Raw genomic sequence first — 17,210 nt, 5'->3', positions numbered from 1 at the left:
GAATTGGACGCATCGAAGTGTTTCGAACTGCACATCGATGATGTCCGAACCGGTTAATCCACCGGGCGGCGCGAACGCATCGCGTCCGCCTCGTCGGGCGGCAGCAGTTTCGAATCGCAAAGGGGGAATCAGATGCATCGGATCATCATCGTAGGCGGGGGCGCGGGCGGCCTGGAACTGGCGACGCGGCTCGGCGACCGTTACGGCGCGCGCGGCAATCGTCCCGCGCGTGCGCTTGTCACGCTCGTCGACCGCAATCCGACGCACATCTGGAAGCCACTGCTGCACGAGGTCGCGGCCGGCAGCATGGATCCGTTCACGCAGGAGCTCGAATATGCGGCGCAGGCGCGCTGGCATGGCTTCGAGTTCCAGCAGGGCGAGCTGACCGCGCTCGACCGCGCCGCGAAGCGCATCACGCTGTCGCCGGTCAACGACAGCGACGGCGAGGAACTGCTGCCGGCGCGCGATCTGGAATACGACACGCTCGTGATCGCGATCGGCAGTACGACGCACTTCTTCGGCGTGCAGGGCGCGGCGGAAAACGCAATCGCGCTCGATACGGTCGGCGAGGCCGAGCGTTTCCGCAAGCGCTTGATCGCCGCGTGCATGCGCGCCGAGCACCAGGCGCCGGCGCAGCCCGCGCCCGGTGCGGCGGCCGAGCCGCGCATCCAGGTCGTGATCGTCGGCGGTGGCGCGACGGGCGTCGAGCTGTCGGCGGAGCTGCGCAACACCGCGCAGGTGCTGTCCGTCTATGGGCTGCACAAGCTCGACCCGCAACACGATGTCGGCATCGTGCTGATCGAATCGGGGCCGCGGATTCTGCCTGCGCTGCAGGAGCGCGTATCGGCGGCAACGGCCGAGCTGCTTGAAAAACTCGGTGTGCGACTGATGCTCGCGGAGCGCGTGACCGAGGTCGCGCCGGGTTTCGTGCATACCGCGAGCGGCAAGGCGGTGCGTGCGGATCTCACGGTCTGGGCAGCCGGCATCAAGGCGCCGTCCGTGCTGTCGCATCTCGATGGCCTGCAGGTCAACAAGCTCGGCCAACTCGACGTGCGCCGCACGCTGCAGACCTTTACCGACGACAACGTGTTCGCGCTCGGCGATTGCGCGGCTTGTGTGTGGCCCGGCAACGAACGCAACGTGCCGCCGCGCGCGCAGGCGGCGCACCAGCAGGCGAGCTTCCTGCTGAAGGCGATCGGATGCCGGCTCGACGGGCGTACGCTGCCCGAGTTCACGTATCGCGATTTTGGTTCACTCGTGTCGCTCGGTCACTTCAGCGCGGTCGGCAACCTGATGGGCGGCCTGATCGGCGGCAACATGCTGATCGAGGGGCTGTTCGCGCGGTTCATGTACATGTCGCTGTACCGGCTGCACATCGCGGCGCTGCACGGCTATCCGCGCATGATGCTCGATACGTTCGCGCACTGGCTGCGCCGCACGACGCTGCCGCGCGTGAAGCTGCACTGACCACGCGTTCGTGTATCGAACGGGCCGGGAACGCGCATTGCGCGTGTTCCCGGCCCGTTGTCTTTTCGGGCGCCGGATGACTGCCGGCGCGCTTGCCGGGCACCGAGCCCGCGACCCGACTTTCTTTCAATCTGCAAGCATTCGGCTGCCTGGCGGCGACCGCTTCATGCCCGCTGCGCGCGGCTTCCAGGGCGTGTCGACGCAGCCGGGTCGATTCGTCGTAATCGAGTCTTACACATCTGACAGTTGACGCGACAACGGATTATTGGGCATCTTGTCCGGGTTTTCGCTTGCGGCGAGGTGCCACCCGCCGCGACATCCGCGCCGTCAAGTCGAGTCCCTGGCCGTGACGGTGGCGCCCAATCGAGGAGTGCATTCATGTTGAAACCCGAAGTCGACAGCCTGGTTCCCCACGTTCCGTTCTCGCGCCGCAAGTTCATGCAGGCCGCGCTGGGCGGCACTTTCGCGGCGGCTGTGCTGCCCGTGTCTGCGCAGACGGTCACGACCGACAGCGCCGGGCTGGACGTCGACACCATTGAGATCCGCTCGGGCGACGCGAGCATCCCCGCATATCGTGCGCAGCCGGCCGGCAAGACAAACCTGCCGGTCGTCATCGTGATCCACGAGATCTTCGCTGTGCACGAGCATATCGCCGATGTCTGCCGGCGCTTCGCGAAGCTCGGCTATCTCGCGATCGCGCCCGACCTGTTCGCGCGGCAAGGCAATGCTTCGAAGTATCCGACGATCCAGTCGCTCGTCGACCACATCGTCAGCAAGGTGCCGGACCGCCAGGTCACCGAGGATCTCGATGCGACCGTCGCGTGGGCCGGCAAGAACGGTGGCGACCTGTCGCGTCTCGGCGTGACGGGGTTCTGCTGGGGTGGCCGTCAGGCATGGCTGTATGCGGAGCACAATCCGCACGTGCTGGCAGCCGTTGCGTGGTACGGGTTCGTCGAGGGCAAGACCGACGAGATGACGCCGTTCAATCCGGTCGACCATGCGTCGTCGCTGAAGGTGCCGGTGCTCGGGCTGTACGGCGAGAAGGATGCGAACATCTCGCAGACGTCGCTTGCCGACATGCGCAAGGCAGTCCAGGCGAGCGATTCGAAGCTCGCGCGCCAATCGGAGATCGTCGTGTATCCGGATGCCGGCCACGCGTTCTTCGCCGATTACCGGCCGAGCTATGTGAAGTCCGATGCCGAGGACGGCTGGAGGCGCTCGATCGAGTGGTTCCAGAAGTACGGCGTGATGTAAACGGCAAGCGGCGGCAGATGCCGCCGCTTCGTCGTCGCGCCGCGACGGTGTTTACGGCGTCGGGCCGGTCGCGATCGGCCGCGACGGATCGGCGCTCCATTCGCTCCACGAGCCCGGATACAGCGATGCGCCGTGCAGCCCCGCGATTTCGAGTGCGAGGGCGTTGTGGCATGCGGTCACGCCGGACCCGCATTGCAGGATCACGTTGTTCGGTTCGGTGCCGGCCAGCAGCGTGGTGAACGTCTCGCGCAGTTCATGACCGGTCTTGAAGCGGCCGTCGGCGTTCAGGTTGTCCTTGAAGAAGCGGTTGCGTGCGCCGGGAATGTGTCCGCCGACACGATCGATCGTTTCGTTTTCGCCGCGGTAGCGGTCCGGCGCGCGTGCGTCGATCACGACACGCGTGGCCGTGGTCAGGTTCGCGAGCACGGCTGCCGCGTCGACCGTCGATTCGAGCGGGGCCGCTGCGCGGAAGTCGCCGGCGGCCGGGTGCGTTACGTCGGTCGTCAGTGGCTGGCCGGCTGCTTCCCATGCCTGCAGGCCGCCGTCGAGCACCGCGACGGAATCGTGTCCGAGCCAACGCAGCAGCCACCACAGGCGCGCTGCATAGGCGCCGCCTTGCGCGTCATAGGCAACGACCTGCTGGCCCTGCTTGACGCCGCGGCTGGCGATCAGCGTCGCGAGCGCGTCCCGCGTCGGCAGCGGATGGCGACCATTGGTGCCGGTCTTGCGGCCCGACAGGTCGCGATCGAGATGAAGATACTGTGCGCCCGCGATGTGGCCGGCCGCATAGGCGGCTTCGCCGGCAGCCGGATCGACGAGATCGAAGCGGCAATCGAATACGACGACGCTGCCCGGCGCTGCGGCCAGTCGCTCGGCGAGATTCGCTGCGGAGATGAGCGTGGTGTAATGGGTATGTGACATGACGGCTCCCTGGAGTGCAAACGGCCTGATACTCCAAGTCTAAACAAAAAAAGACGGGCCGAAACCCGTCTTTTCATGATGCCGGATGCCGTGCGGCGCCAACGCGCCGCGCGGGCCGTCAGAGATCGCCGAGGTGGCGGCGCAGGAACTCGTGGAAGTGCTGCATGCCGTCTTCCATCGGGCTCTGGTACGGGCCGACCTGCGATTCGCCGCGCGCCATCAGGGCGCGGCGGCCTGCGTCCATCCGCATTGCGATTTCGTCGTCCTCGACGGCCGTTTCCATATAGGCGGCGCGCTCGGCCTCGACGAACTCGCGCTCGAACAGCGCGATTTCCTCGGGGTAATAGAACTCGACAATGTTGGTCGTCTTCTGCGGGCCGCGCGGAATCAGCCACGACACGACCAGCACGTGCGGATACCACTCGATCATCAGGCCCGGGTAGTAGACCATCCAGATCGCGCCGAACTCCGGCGGTACGCCGTTGCGGAACTTGAGCACCTGCTCGTGCCACTTCTGGTAAGTCGCGCTGCCCGGTTTTGCGAGCGCGTTGTGCACGCCGACCGTCTGCACGCTGTACCAGTCGCCGAACTCCCAATTGAGATCGTCGCACGACACGAAGCTGCCGAGGCCCGGGTGGAACGGGACGACGTGGTAATCCTCGAGGTAGACCTCGATGAACGTCTTCCAGTTGTAATCGCACTCGTGCACTTCGATGTGATCGAAGTGGTACTCGGAGAAGTCGAAGTGATGCTTCGTGCCGAGGTTCGCGAGATCGCGCGCGACGTTGCGGCCTTCGGCCTCGAACAGCAGCCCCTGCCAGTTCTGCAGCGGGCTCTTGCCGAGATTCAGGCACGGCTTGTCGGGGAAGTGCGGCGCGCCGAGCAGCTGGCCTTCCAGATCGTACGTCCAGCGGTGCAGCGGGCACACGATGTTCTGCGTGTGGCCGCGCCCGTTCAGCATGATCGCCTGCCGGTGGCGGCACACGTTCGACAGCAGTTCGATCTGGTTCGCCGGGTTGCGGACCAACACGCGGCCTTCCTTCTCGGACGGCAGCGCAAAATAATCCCCCGCCTCGGGCACCATCAACTCGTGCCCGACGTAACGAGGTCCTTTCTTGAAGAGGGTTTCGATCTCGCGCTCAAGCAGCGCCTCATCGAAGTATGCAGTGACTGGAAGCTGGCTGTGAGCCGACTTCAACTGAAGCGCGTCGCTCAGATTGGACATTCCCACTCCCGGTGTTAGCGTGAAAGCAGTGAACAACCCAACCATCGAAAAATCGATTTAGGGAAACGCGGAATTATACCCGGTTCGCCTCGCAAGGCTAGGATTAAGTGCCTGATTTGTGTCAATTTTTTGTCGGCGGTGACCGGCTGGCACACAATCTGTGACGAAGAAGGGGCCCGAATGCATGCCCGGATGCCCAAGTCGGCAGGTCGGAAAATTCTCTTTTGCCGTAGAATGTCCGACTTGTTTTGAAATTTGACACCCTCGTCCATGGCGAAAACCGCATCCCAAGGCGCCACCCCGCCCGGCAATGGCGCCGAACCGTTGCCGGACAACTACGAAACGGCGCTCGCGGAACTCGAGACGCTGGTTGCCCGGATGGAAGGCGGCGCGTTGAGCCTCGAGGATTCGCTCACGGCGTATCGCCGCGGTGCGACCCTCGTTGCGTTTTGCCAACAGCAGCTTGAGAAAGTGGAACAGCAGGTTCGCGTGCTCGACGGCGCGACGCTGAAGCCGCTTTCGTCCGGAGCGGCCGCCACGGACGGCGAAGACGACGATCTATGACATTCGAACAATGGATGCGGTCCGTGCTCGACCGCGTCGAGGACGCACTCGGCCACTATTTGCCGGCTGAAACTGTGGTGCCCACGCAACTCCACGAAGCGATGCGCTACGCGGTCCTCGGCGGCGGCAAACGCGTTCGCCCGCTGCTGTGCCATGCAGCAGGCGAACTGACCGGCGCGACCGAAGCGGCGCGCAACGCGGCGGCGGCGGCGCTGGAGATGATCCACGTCTACTCGCTCGTGCACGACGACATGCCGTGCATGGACGACGACGCGCTGCGGCGCGGCAAGCCGACCGTGCACGTGCAGTACGACGAGCCGACGGCGCTGCTGGTCGGCGATGCGCTGCAGTCGCAGGCATTCGTCGCGCTGACCGACGCCGACGCACTGGCGCCGGCGCAGCAGGCCGCGCTCGTGCGCGAGCTTGCGCTCGCAAGCGGCTCGATCGGCATGGCCGGCGGGCAGGCGATCGACCTGGCGAGCGTCGGCCTGAAGCTGACGCGCGAGCAACTCGAGACGATGCACCGGATGAAGACGGGCGCGCTTCTGCGCGCGGCCGTGCGGATGGGCGCGCTGGCCGGCGAAACGCCGTCCGCGGAAACGATGTCCGCGCTTGACGTTTACGCGGGTGCCGTGGGTCTGGCCTTCCAGGTCGTCGACGACATTCTCGACGTCACGACCGATTCGGCGACGCTCGGCAAGACGGCCGGCAAGGATGCGGCGAACGACAAGCCGACCTACGTATCGATCCTCGGCCTCGACGCGTCGCGCGAGCTCGCAGCCCAGCTGCGCGCCGAAGCGCATGATGCGCTGAAACCGTTCGGCGCACGCGCACAGCGTCTCGCCGAACTTGCCGACCTGGTGGTGAACCGGGTCAGCTGACGCGAAGCCCGCCGCTGCGCACACGCTACGGTGCGTGCAATAGAATGCGGGCGCGTTTGATTTCCTACAATGGAACGACGATGTACGACTTGCTGAAAACCATCGACGACCCGGCGGATTTGCGCCGCCTCGATCGTCGCCAACTCCAACCGCTCGCGGATGAACTGCGCGCGTTCGTGCTCGACAGCGTGTCGAAGACGGGCGGCCATTTGTCGTCCAACCTCGGGACGGTCGAGCTGACGATCGCGTTGCACTACGTGTTCAACACGCCGAACGACCGGATCGTCTGGGACGTGGGTCACCAGACCTACCCGCACAAGATCCTGACGGGCCGCCGCGACCAGATGCATTCGCTGCGCCAGTACGACGGCATCTCGGGTTTCCCGCGCCGCAGCGAATCCGAATACGACACGTTCGGCACCGCGCACTCGAGCACGTCGATTTCGGCGGCGCTCGGCATGGCGATCGGCAGCCAGCTGAACGGCGACGACCGCTTCTCGATCGCGGTGATCGGCGACGGCGCGATGACGGCCGGCATGGCGTTCGAGGCGATGAACAACGCGGGCGTGTCGGAGGATGCGAAGCTGCTCGTGATCCTCAACGACAACGACATGTCGATTTCGCCGCCGGTCGGCGCGCTGAACCGCCATCTCGCACGCCTGATGTCGGGCCGCTTCTACGCGGCCGCGCGCGCGGGTGTCGAGCGCGTGCTGAGCGTTGCACCGCCGGTGCTCGAACTTGCACGCAAGCTCGAGGAGCACGCGAAGGGCATGGTTGTGCCGGCAACGCTGTTCGAAGAGTTCGGCTTCAACTACATCGGCCCGATCGACGGTCACGATCTCGATTCGCTGATCCCGACGCTGCAGAACATCCGCGAACTGCGCGGCCCGCAGTTCCTGCACGTGGTGACGAAGAAAGGCCAGGGCTACAAGCTCGCCGAAGCCGATCCCGTGCTCTACCACGGCCCCGGCAAGTTCAACCCGGCCGAAGGCATCAAGCCGTCGACCACGCCCGCGAAGAAGACGTACACGCAGGTGTTCGGCGAATGGCTGTGTGATGAAGCCGAGCGCGATTCGCGCGTCGTCGGCATCACGCCCGCGATGCGCGAAGGCTCGGGCATGGTCGAGTTCGAGAAGCGCTTCAAGGATCGCTACTACGACGTCGGCATCGCCGAGCAGCACGCTGTGACGTTCGCGGGCGGCATGGCGACCGAGGGGCTGAAGCCCGTCGTCGCGATCTACTCGACGTTCCTGCAGCGTGCGTACGACCAGCTGATCCACGACGTCGCGCTGCAGAACCTGCCGGTCGTGTTCGCGATCGACCGCGCGGGCCTCGTCGGCGCCGACGGCGCGACGCACGCGGGCGCGTACGATCTCGCGTTCATGCGCTGCATCCCGAACATGACGATCATGGCTGCGTCCGACGAGGACGAGTGCCGCCAGATGCTGCACACGGCGCTTCAGCAGCCGAACCCGACCGCGGTGCGTTATCCGCGCGGCGCGGGCACGGGCGTGGCGACGGTGAAGGAATTCACCGAGATCCCGCTCGGCAAGGGTGAAGTGCGTCGCCGCACGTCGCAGCCGGAAGGCAAGCGCGTCGCGATCCTCGCATTCGGCACGATGGTCGCGCCGTCGCTCGCGGCGGCCGAGGAGCTCGACGCAACGGTGGCGAACATGCGCTTCGTGAAGCCGGTCGATGCGGCGCTCGTGCGTGAGCTCGCCGAGACGCACGACTGTCTCGTCACGGTCGAGGAAGGTTGCGTGATGGGCGGTGCGGGTTCGGCCTGCGTCGAAGCCCTGATGGAAAGTGGGGTTATCCGACCCGTAATACAATTGGGCCTCCCTGACCAGTTCATCGATCATGGCGATCCCGCGAAGCTGCTGTCGCAATGCGGCCTCGACGGCGCGGGCATCGCGAAATCGATTCGCGAACGCTTCCTGAGCCCGGCGGCCGATGTCGCCGGTCAGGCGAAGCGGGTCGCGTAAGCTGGCGCCGCCTGCGGGCGGCGTCGGTGCGACTGGCGTAACCGGTCTTCATTGATGCGGAAAACATGGGCCTGCGGGCCCATGTTGCTTTTCCGGCTGCCGCGTGACGCGGCGTGCGCGTCGTCGAACGCGCGGCTTACAAGGATTGAACAAGATGAACCAGATGAATCCCGCCTTCGTGATGCCCGACGTGCAGAGCACGGTGGATACCCGCCAGATTCCGATTCAGCGCGTGGGCGTGAAGGCGGTCCGGCATCCGTTGACGGTGTGCACTGAAAGCGGCGACGTGCAGCCGACCGTCGGCGTCTGGAACCTCGACGTGCGCCTGCCCGCCGATCAGAAAGGCACCCACATGTCGCGCTTCGTCGCGCTGCTCGAGGAGAACCGCGCGCCGCTGACGGTCGAGCGCTTCCGCGCGATGCTCGCGTCGATGCTCGAGAAGCTGGAAGCGGAAGCAGGCCGCATCGAGGTCACGTTCCCGTACTTCGTGAACAAGACGGCGCCGGTGTCGGGCGTGCAAAGCCTGCTCGACTATGAAGTGACGCTCGCGGGCGAAAGCCGCGACGGCGAGACGCGCCTGTTCCTGAAGGTGCTCGTGCCGGTGACGAGCCTGTGCCCGTGCTCGAAGAAGATCTCGCAGTACGGCGCGCACAACCAGCGCTCGCACGTGACGATCGACGCCGAACTCGCGGCCGACCTGCCGGTCGAGGCGCTGATCCGCATCGCGGAAGAAGAGGCGTCGTGCGAACTGTGGGGCTTGCTGAAGCGTCCGGACGAGAAATTCGTCACGGAGCGTGCCTACGAGAACCCGAAGTTCGTCGAGGATCTGGTGCGCGACGTCGCGCAGCGTCTCGATGCGGACGAGCGCGTGGTCGCCTACGTGCTCGAGGCCGAGAACTTCGAGTCGATCCACAATCACAGCGCCTATGCGCTGATCGAGCGCGACAAGCGACACGCCGCGTAACGCTGCGTCGTTTTGCCGCTGCAACGAATAAGGCCGCTCGTCCGAGCGGCCTTTTTGTATTCCGGCGTGTGCCGGTGCGTGCGGTGTCGCGTTGCGCGAATCAGCGTGCGAGCGACGCGAGATCCCAGCGCGGTTTCACCGTGAACGCATAGTCGGCATTCGCCTGCTCGGGCCAGCGGCCGAGCCGCAAGGCACCCGCGAGCGCGATCATCGCGCCGTTGTCGGTGCAAAGTGCGAGATCGGGATAGTGCACGTCGAAGCCGCGCTTCGCGGCAGCGGCCGACAGCGCCGCGCGCAACTGGCGGTTCGCGCCGACGCCGCCCGCGACCACGAGGCGCTTGAGCTTCGTCTTCTTGAGTGCGGCGAGCGACTTCGCGACCAGCACGTCGACGGCCGCGTCGACGAAGCCGCGTGCGAGGTCGGCCTTCGCACGCTCGAGTGCTTCGCCATCCAGCTTCGCCGCCTCGAACTTCTTCATCTGCGTGAGCACGGCGGTCTTCAGGCCGCTGAAGCTGAAGTCGAGATCGCCCGAATGCAGCATCGGGCGCGGCAGCACGATCGCGCCCGGCGTGCCGGTTTCCGCGAGCTTCGACACTTCCGGACCGCCCGGATAGCCGAGGCCGATCAGCTTCGCCGTCTTGTCGAACGCTTCGCCGGCCGCGTCATCGAGCGTCTCGCCGAGCGTCTCGTACACGCCGACGTCGGTCACGCGCATCAGTTGCGTGTGGCCGCCCGACACCAGCAGCGCGATGAACGGGAACGGCGGCGGTTCATCGACGAGCAGTGGCGACAGCAGGTGGCCTTCGAGGTGATGGATGCCGACGGTCGGCTTGTTCCACGCGAGCGCGAGCGCGTTCGCGATGCTTGCGCCGACCAGCAGCGCGCCGGCGAGGCCGGGGCCTTGCGTGAATGCGATCGCGTCGATGTCGTCGCGGCGCGTGCCGCTTTGCGCCATCACTTCCTCGAGCAGCGGCAGCGCGCGGCGGATGTGGTCGCGCGACGCGAGCTCGGGCACGACGCCACCGTATTCGCGGTGCATTGCGATCTGCGAATGGAGCGCGTGCGCGAGCAGGCCGCGCTGCGTGTCGTAGAGCGCGAGGCCGGTTTCGTCGCAGGAGCTTTCGATGCCGAGAACGAGCATGGGTGCGGGCAGGGCGCGCTATATCGAGCACGCCGCAGGAAGATAAACGTAACCGCAAATTATAGCAGGCGAGGGCAGGCCGCCGCTGCGGGTGGCCCGGGCCCGGAGCCGGACAGGTACAATCCGCGCCATGGAAACTTACGACATCGCCGTGATCGGCGCGGGCGCCGCCGGGATGATGAGCGCCGCGGTCGCCGGGCAACTCGGCCGCCGCGTGGTGCTGATCGATCACGCGCCGCGGCTCGCCGAGAAAATCCGCATCTCGGGCGGCGGCCGCTGCAACTTCACGAATCTCTACGCCGGGCCGGACAACTACCTGTCGTCGAATCCCCATTTCGCGCGCTCGGCGCTCGCGCGCTATACGCCGCGCGACTTCCTCGGGCTGCTCAAGCGCCATCACGTGACCTGGCACGAAAAGCACAAGGGCCAGCTCTTTTGCGACCACGGCAGCGACGCGATCATCGACATGCTGAAGGGCGAATGCGACACCGGCGGCATCGCATGGCGCCGGCCGGTGGTCGTCGACGCGGTGCGCCACGCGCCGGCCGACGGCTTCACGCTCGACACGCAGCAGGCGGGGCCGATCCGCGCGCGCGCACTGATCGTCGCGACGGGCGGCCTGTCGATCCCGAAGATCGGTGCCACCGACTTCGGCTACCGGCTCGCGAAGCAGTTCGGCCACAAGCTCGTCGATACGCGCCCCGCGCTCGTGCCGCTCACGTTCGCGCGGCAGGACTGGGCGCCGTTCGCGGCGCTGTCCGGCGTGTCGCTCGAAGTGCGCGTGTCGACCGGCGACAAGAAGCGCGGTGGCGAATTCGTCGAGGATCTGCTGCTGACCCATCGCGGCTTGTCGGGGCCCGGGATCCTGCAGATCTCCAGCTACTGGCAGTCCGGCGACCCGATCCGCATCGACCTGCTGCCGCAGCGCGATGTGGTGGCCGAGCTGCTCGACGCGAAGCGCACGTCGAAGCGCCAGGTCGGCTCGTTGCTTGCGGACTGGGTACCGTCGCGCCTCGCGCACGCATGGCTCGACACGCACCGCGTCGCGGCCGATGCGCGGCTCGCGGACCTGCCCGACAAGACGCTGCGCCAGATTGGCGATGCACTGTCCGGTTGGACGCTGACGCCGAACGGCACCGAAGGCTACAAGAAGGCCGAGGTCACGAAGGGGGGCGTCGACACGCGTGAGCTGTCGTCGGCGACGATGATGAGCGCGCGGGTGCCGGGGCTGTTCTTCGTCGGCGAGGCGGTGGACGTGACCGGCTGGCTCGGCGGCTACAACTTCCAGTGGGCGTGGGCGTCCGGCACGGCGGCCGGCCAGGCGGCGGCGGAGTTCTCGCGCGGCCCGTGACACGTGAGAGGCCGGCGCAGGCCCGTCGTTGACGGGAACCGGCCCTTATGTCTTCGTGCGGCGCTCTGCTATACTCGTTAATCTTCCCTGCAAACCTTTATTCGTGTCGGATCATGACGATCATTCGCGTTAAAGAAAACGAGCCGTTCGAAGTCGCCATGCGTCGCTTCAAGCGCACGATCGAGAAGAACGGTCTGCTGACCGAGCTTCGTGCGCGGGAGTTTTTCGAGAAGCCGACCGCCGAGCGCAAGCGCAAGAAGGCCGCTGCAGTGAAGCGTCACTACAAGCGGATTCGCAGCCAGACGCTGCCGAAGAAGCTGTACTGAAAGATTGAGCGCCGCGCGGTTCAGTGAGCGGCGCACCGGCGACCTCCGCACGATCGGTTGCGAACAGGGTCCGCGAGTCGCCGATGCCGGATTCGAGCAACCCGCTTGAGACATAGTCCCAAGCGGGTTTTTGTGTTGACGTCCGTTCGCGGGCGTCGAAGTCACGTTTCCATCCCGGGTGCAAGATGAGTTTGAAAGAGCAGATCAGCGAAGACATGAAGGCCGCGATGCGCGCGAAGGACAGCGAGCGTCTGGCGACGATTCGCCTGCTGATGGCAGCGATCAAGCAGCGCGAAGTCGATGATCGGGTGACCCTCGACGACGCGGGCATCACGGCCGTGATCGACAAGATGATCAAGCAGCGCAAGGACTCGATCAGCCAGTTCCAGGCCGCCGGCCGCGACGATCTCGTCGCGAAGGAACAAGCCGAACTGAACGTGCTGGGCGGCTACATGCCCGCGCAGCTGTCGGACGCCGAAGTGGCCGCCGAAGTCCAGGCCGCGATCGCGGCAACGGGTGCAGCCGGCCCGCAGGACATGGGCAAGGTGATGGGCGTGCTGAAGGGCAAGCTCGCCGGCCGTGCCGACATGACGGCCGTTTCCGCGCAGGTCAAGACCGCGCTTTCGAAGTAACTCCCGCCTCCCGGCGCGTCGCATGCGCGTGCGCCGGGGTGTCGTATTGTCTTTTTTTCGTTCGATCCCACGGTGATTCCGCATTCGTTCCTGCAGGATTTGCTGAACCGCGTCGATATCGTCGACGTGGTGGGCCGGTACGTGCAGCTCAAGAAGGGCGGCGCCAACTTCATGGGGTTGTGCCCGTTCCATAACGAGAAGAGCCCGTCGTTTACCGTCAGCCCGACCAAGCAGTTCTATCACTGCTTCGGCTGTGGCGCGCACGGCACGGCGATCGGCTTCCTGATGGAACACGCGGGGCTCACGTTCCCGGAAGCGGTGCAGGAGCTCGCGCAATCGGTCGGGCTGACCGTGCCGCACGAACCGTCGATGCGCGGCGGGGGTGGAGGCGGCGGGGGCGGGGATTATCCGGCGCCCGTGTCGAAATCGGTCGCGACCGCGCTGTCCGACGTGATGTCCGCGGCGTGCGACTACTACCGCAAGCAATTGCGCGGTGCGACCGTCGCGATCCAGTACCTGAAAAACCGGGGCCTGACCGGCGAGATCGCCGCACGCTTCGGGCTCGGCTATGCGCCGGACGGCTGGCAGAACCTCGAAACCGCGTTCCCCGACTACCGCGACGAGTCGCTGGTCGAGTCGGGGCTCGTGATCGTCAGCGAGAAGACCGACGCGCAAGGCGTCGCGCGACGCTACGACCGGTTCCGCGAACGGATCATGTTCCCGATCCGCAACGTGAAGGGGCAGGTGATCGGGTTCGGGGGGCGCGTGCTCGGCAGCGGCGAGCCGAAGTACCTGAATTCGCCCGAAACGCCGCTGTTCAACAAGGGCAGCGAACTGTACGGGCTGTTCGAGGCACGCCTCGCGATTCGCGAGCGCAAGTACGTGCTGGTCGTCGAGGGCTACATGGACGTCGTCGCGCTCGCGCAGCTCGGGTTCCCGAACGCGGTCGCGACGCTCGGCACGGCGTGCACGCCGATCCACGTGCAGAAGCTGCTGCGCCAGACCGACACGGTCATTTTCAGCTTCGACGGCGACTCGGCCGGCCGGCGCGCGGCACGCCGCGCGCTCGAGGCGTGCCTGCCGCATGCGGCGGACAACCGGACGATCCGATTCCTGTTCCTGCCGTCCGAGCACGATCCGGACAGCTTCGTGCGCGAATTCGGCGCGGACGCATTCTCCGAGCAGGTCGAGCGTGCGATGCCGCTGTCGCAATTTCTGTTGAACGAAGCAATTGCCGGCAAGGCGCTCGACCAGCCGGAAGGCCGCGCGAAAGCGCTGTTCGACGCGAAGCCGCTGTTGCAGGCACTGCCGGCGAATGCGTTGCGCGCGCAGATCATGCACATGTTTGCCGACCGACTCGATATCCCGTTCGAGGAAGTCGCGGGGCTGTCCGACGTCGATACGCGGATCGCGGCGCCGCCTCGCCAGGCGCCCGCGCGCAGCGAGCGGCGGCGCGTGACGGACAGCGAAAAGCGTGCGTTGCGCACGCTGGTGATGCATCCGCGGATCGCGTCGCAGCTCGACGACGAGCAGCTTGCGACCCTGCGCGCGCTGCCGCGCATCGGCGAGCTGTTCGCCGAAGTCGTCGACCATGCGCGTGCGCTGGGCGATGGCGCGGAGTTCCGGCTGCTGTCGGATGTCCTGCGGACGTCCTCGAATGGAGCGACTTACGAGGAAATCTTCCGCGAAATTCTGGACTATGATGAAAACGTCCGCGACTTGCTGTTACAGAATCCGGAAGACGAGACGGTGCCCGAGCGGCAGCGTGAGCAGGAACGGATTGCGGGAGAGGAACTGCAGGCGGCGGTGCTCAAGATGCGCTATGACGCTTGCTGCGACCGGCTCGACAGGCTGGCGCGGCAATCCACCTTCACACCCGAGGAATTAGCCGAATTGACGGAATTGAACCAGCAGCGAACCGACATGAAGCGTCGGCTCGGGCTGTAGGCGGCCGGGGCGCCAAGAGAGGGCTCCCCAGCGTGCTATAATATAAGGTTTCCAGCGGTTTGTTTTCTAAGCAGAGGCGAGAATCGCGATGGCAAAGACGACAGGCGGAAAGAAAGCAACAGGCAAGGGCTCGACGGAGCCGACCACGAAGGTCACAGCGGCCAAGTCTGCTTCTTCCACCAGGACAACGTCTTCAGTCACGTCAGCCCCTGCAGGAAAGAAAACCGCGGCCGGCACCGCTCAGGCTGCGCCGGCGCCGGCAGCCAGAACACGGGCTGCCGCCAGACCCGACTCCGGGCCGGCCAAGCCGGTGGAGAAGCGGGGAAGTGCGAAAAGCGCAAGGGACACGACTGCCGCCGCGGACGAAACGGCAGTACGTACTACTCATGCACCCACGGTTCAACCGGCTGTCGTCCAGCAGCCGCGAGTCGATATAGCCGGTACGGCGAACTCCATGACCAAAAAGCTGAACGAAGTATCCGTCGATGACGACGCAAATCAGAGCGACGAGCAGCCTGCAGCCGCGGCTGCTCCGGGCAAATCCAAGGTGCGCGATCGTCGCGCCAAGGAAAAGGCGCTGCTGAAGGAAGCGTTCGCGACGAGCACGCCGGGCACGGCCGAGGAGCTCGAAGAGCGCCGCGTGAAACTGCGCGCGCTGATCAAGCTCGGCAAGGAGCGCGGCTTCCTCACGTATGCCGAAATCAACGACCACCTGCCGGACAACTTCACCGAGACCGAAGCCCTCGAAGGCATCATCGGCACGTTCAACGACATGGGCGTGGCGGTTTACGAGCAGGCGCCGGACGCGGAAACGCTGCTCTTGAACGACAACGCGCCGGCCGCGTCGTCGGACGATGAAGTCGAGGAAGAAGCGGAAGTCGCGCTGTCGACCGTCGATTCGGAATTCGGCCGCACGACCGATCCGGTCCGGATGTACATGCGCGAGATGGGCACGGTCGAGCTGCTCACGCGCGAAGGCGAAATCGAGATCGCGAAGCGGATCGAGGACGGCCTGCGCCACATGGTGATGGCGATTTCCGCATGCCCGACGACGATCGCGGACATCCTCGCGATGGCCGAACGCGTCGCGAACGAAGAGATCCGCGTCGACGAACTCGTCGACGGCCTGCTCGATCCGAATGCTTCGGACTCCGCCGACACCGACGGCTTCTCCGCGAAGGAAGCGGAAGCCATCGAGAACGAGGACGAGGAAGCCGAAGAGGAAGAGGAAGAAGAGGAAGAGGAGGAGGACGACGGTGCCGCGCAGGCGTCGGCCAACGCCGCCCAGCTCGAAGCCCTCAAGCGTGCGTCGCTCGACAAGTTCTCGCAGATCAGCGAGTGGTTCGACAAGATGCGCCGCGCGTTCGAGAAGGAAGGCTACAAGTCGAAGTCCTACCTGAAGGCGCAGGAAACGATCCAGACCGAGCTGATGACGATCCGCTTCACCGCGCGTACCGTCGAGCGTCTGTGCGACACGTTGCGTGCGCAAGTGGACGAAGTGCGTCAGGTCGAGCGTCAGATCCTGCACATCGTCGTCGACAAGTGCGGCATGCCGCGTTCGGAATTCATCGCGCGCTTCCCGGGCAGCGAGACGGATCTCGACTGGGCCGAGAAGGTCACGGCCGAAGGCCATGCGTACAGCGCGGTCCTGACGCGTAACGTTCCGGCGATCCGCGAACAGCAGCAGCGTCTGATCGACCTGCAGGCGCGCGTCGTGCTGCCGCTGAAGGACCTGAAGGAAACCAACCGCCAGATGGCGGCCGGCGAACTGAAGGCGCGCCAGGCGAAGCGTGAAATGACCGAGGCGAACCTGCGTCTCGTGATCTCGATCGCGAAGAAGTACACGAACCGCGGCCTGCAGTTCCTCGACCTGATCCAGGAAGGCAACATCGGCCTGATGAAGGCGGTGGACAAGTTCGAATACCGTCGCGGCTACAAGTTCTCGACCTATGCGACGTGGTGGATTCGCCAGGCCATCACGCGTTCGATCGCGGACCAGGCGCGTACGATCCGTATTCCGGTTCACATGATCGAAACGATCAACAAGATGAACCGCATCTCGCGGCAGATCCTGCAGGAAACCGGTCTCGAGCCGGATCCGGCAACGCTCGCCGAGAAGATGGAGATGCCGGAAGACAAGATCCGCAAGATCATGAAGATCGCGAAGGAGCCGATCTCGATGGAAACGCCGATCGGTGACGACGACGATTCCCATCTCGGCGACTTCATCGAGGACAACAACACGGTCGCGCCGGCGGATGCCGCGCTGCATGCAAGCATGCGCGACGTCGTGAAGGACGTGCTCGATTCGCTGACGCCGCGCGAGGCGAAGGTGCTGCGGATGCGCTTCGGCATCGAGATGAGCACCGATCACACGCTCGAGGAAGTCGGCAAGCAGTTCGACGTCACGCGTGAGCGGATCCGTCAGATCGAGGCCAAGGCGCTGCGCAAGCTGCGTCACCCGAGCCGTTCCGACAAGCTGAAGTCGTTCCTCGAAGGGAACTGATTTCCAGCGTCTCACTTGCGAACGCCGCCGGTATCCGCGTGATGCC

The 17,210-nt window shown here is 65.5% G+C and carries 14 protein-coding genes; 11 read left to right on the top strand and 3 right to left on the bottom strand.

Features of this window, described 5'->3' with window-relative positions; genetic code table 11:
- Window positions 1-132: 132 nt before the first annotated feature.
- Together GEM_RS24125 and GEM_RS24120 are read left to right on the top strand one after the other, a co-directional pair.
- Window positions 133-1,467 (top strand): NAD(P)/FAD-dependent oxidoreductase, encoded by a 1,335-nt coding sequence (locus GEM_RS24125; RefSeq protein WP_014900022.1) that lies wholly within the window; start codon window positions 133-135, stop codon window positions 1,465-1,467.
- Between the two features lie 378 nt (window positions 1,468-1,845).
- Entirely contained in the window at window positions 1,846-2,721 is an 876-nt protein-coding gene (locus GEM_RS24120; protein ID WP_014900021.1) for a dienelactone hydrolase family protein, read from the top strand.
- A 51-nt stretch (window positions 2,722-2,772) separates the two neighbouring features.
- Here GEM_RS24120 and GEM_RS24115 read toward each other — a convergent pair whose 3' ends face one another.
- Window positions 2,773-3,642, bottom strand: a complete 870-nt coding sequence (locus tag GEM_RS24115) for a sulfurtransferase (protein ID WP_014900020.1) — start codon at window positions 3,640-3,642, stop codon at window positions 2,773-2,775.
- Between the two features lie 118 nt (window positions 3,643-3,760).
- Window positions 3,761-4,867: an aromatic ring-hydroxylating oxygenase subunit alpha gene (locus GEM_RS24110; protein WP_014900019.1), complete on the bottom strand. Its 1,107-nt coding sequence runs from the start codon at window positions 4,865-4,867 to the stop codon at window positions 3,761-3,763.
- 270 nt (window positions 4,868-5,137) lie between these two features.
- On the opposite strand from GEM_RS24110, the gene GEM_RS24105 reads away from it, so the two are divergent.
- From GEM_RS24105 to folE2, 4 genes are all read left to right on the top strand, one after another.
- Window positions 5,138-5,431, top strand: coding sequence for an exodeoxyribonuclease VII small subunit (locus GEM_RS24105; protein WP_014900018.1), 294 nt, complete (start codon window positions 5,138-5,140; stop codon window positions 5,429-5,431).
- Entirely contained in the window at window positions 5,428-6,312 is an 885-nt protein-coding gene (locus tag GEM_RS24100; RefSeq protein ID WP_014900017.1) for a polyprenyl synthetase family protein, read from the top strand. Before GEM_RS24105 ends, GEM_RS24100 begins: the two co-directional genes overlap by 4 nt.
- A gap of 80 nt (window positions 6,313-6,392) precedes the next feature.
- Window positions 6,393-8,297, top strand: a complete 1,905-nt coding sequence (gene dxs, locus GEM_RS24095) for a 1-deoxy-D-xylulose-5-phosphate synthase (RefSeq protein WP_014900016.1) — start codon at window positions 6,393-6,395, stop codon at window positions 8,295-8,297.
- A 154-nt stretch (window positions 8,298-8,451) separates the two neighbouring features.
- Window positions 8,452-9,261 carry a GTP cyclohydrolase FolE2 gene (gene folE2, locus GEM_RS24090; protein WP_014900015.1) on the top strand — a complete coding sequence of 270 codons (810 nt, stop codon included), beginning with the start codon at window positions 8,452-8,454 and terminating at the stop codon, window positions 9,259-9,261.
- 100 nt (window positions 9,262-9,361) lie between these two features.
- Here folE2 and tsaD read toward each other — a convergent pair whose 3' ends face one another.
- A complete protein-coding gene (gene tsaD, locus GEM_RS24085; protein WP_014900014.1) occupies window positions 9,362-10,402 on the bottom strand; it encodes a tRNA (adenosine(37)-N6)-threonylcarbamoyltransferase complex transferase subunit TsaD in 1,041 nt (346 codons plus the stop codon).
- A 130-nt stretch (window positions 10,403-10,532) separates the two neighbouring features.
- Here tsaD and GEM_RS24080 point away from each other — a divergent pair, with 130 nt between their 5' ends.
- The 5 genes from GEM_RS24080 (at window position 10,533) to rpoD (ending at window position 17,164) form a co-directional block, all read left to right on the top strand.
- Window positions 10,533-11,753 (top strand): NAD(P)/FAD-dependent oxidoreductase, encoded by a 1,221-nt coding sequence (locus GEM_RS24080; protein ID WP_014900013.1) that lies wholly within the window; start codon window positions 10,533-10,535, stop codon window positions 11,751-11,753.
- 113 nt (window positions 11,754-11,866) lie between these two features.
- Window positions 11,867-12,079 carry a 30S ribosomal protein S21 gene (rpsU, locus tag GEM_RS24075; protein WP_006751743.1) on the top strand — a complete coding sequence of 71 codons (213 nt, stop codon included), beginning with the start codon at window positions 11,867-11,869 and terminating at the stop codon, window positions 12,077-12,079.
- A gap of 185 nt (window positions 12,080-12,264) precedes the next feature.
- Window positions 12,265-12,711, top strand: a complete 447-nt coding sequence (locus GEM_RS24070) for a GatB/YqeY domain-containing protein (RefSeq protein WP_014900012.1) — start codon at window positions 12,265-12,267, stop codon at window positions 12,709-12,711.
- 72 nt (window positions 12,712-12,783) lie between these two features.
- A complete protein-coding gene (dnaG, locus tag GEM_RS24065) occupies window positions 12,784-14,658 on the top strand; it encodes a DNA primase (RefSeq protein WP_014900011.1) in 1,875 nt (624 codons plus the stop codon).
- A gap of 88 nt (window positions 14,659-14,746) precedes the next feature.
- Window positions 14,747-17,164 (top strand): RNA polymerase sigma factor RpoD, encoded by a 2,418-nt coding sequence (gene rpoD, locus GEM_RS24055; protein WP_080599471.1) that lies wholly within the window; start codon window positions 14,747-14,749, stop codon window positions 17,162-17,164.
- The last annotated feature ends 46 nt before the right edge of the window (window positions 17,165-17,210 follow it).

The organism is Burkholderia cepacia GG4 (assembly GCF_000292915.1).
Taxonomy (GTDB): Bacteria; Pseudomonadota; Gammaproteobacteria; order Burkholderiales; family Burkholderiaceae; genus Burkholderia; species Burkholderia cepacia_D.
The sequence above is the reverse complement of the archived record's forward strand: the minus strand, read 5'-3'. Positions and strand labels throughout refer to the sequence as shown.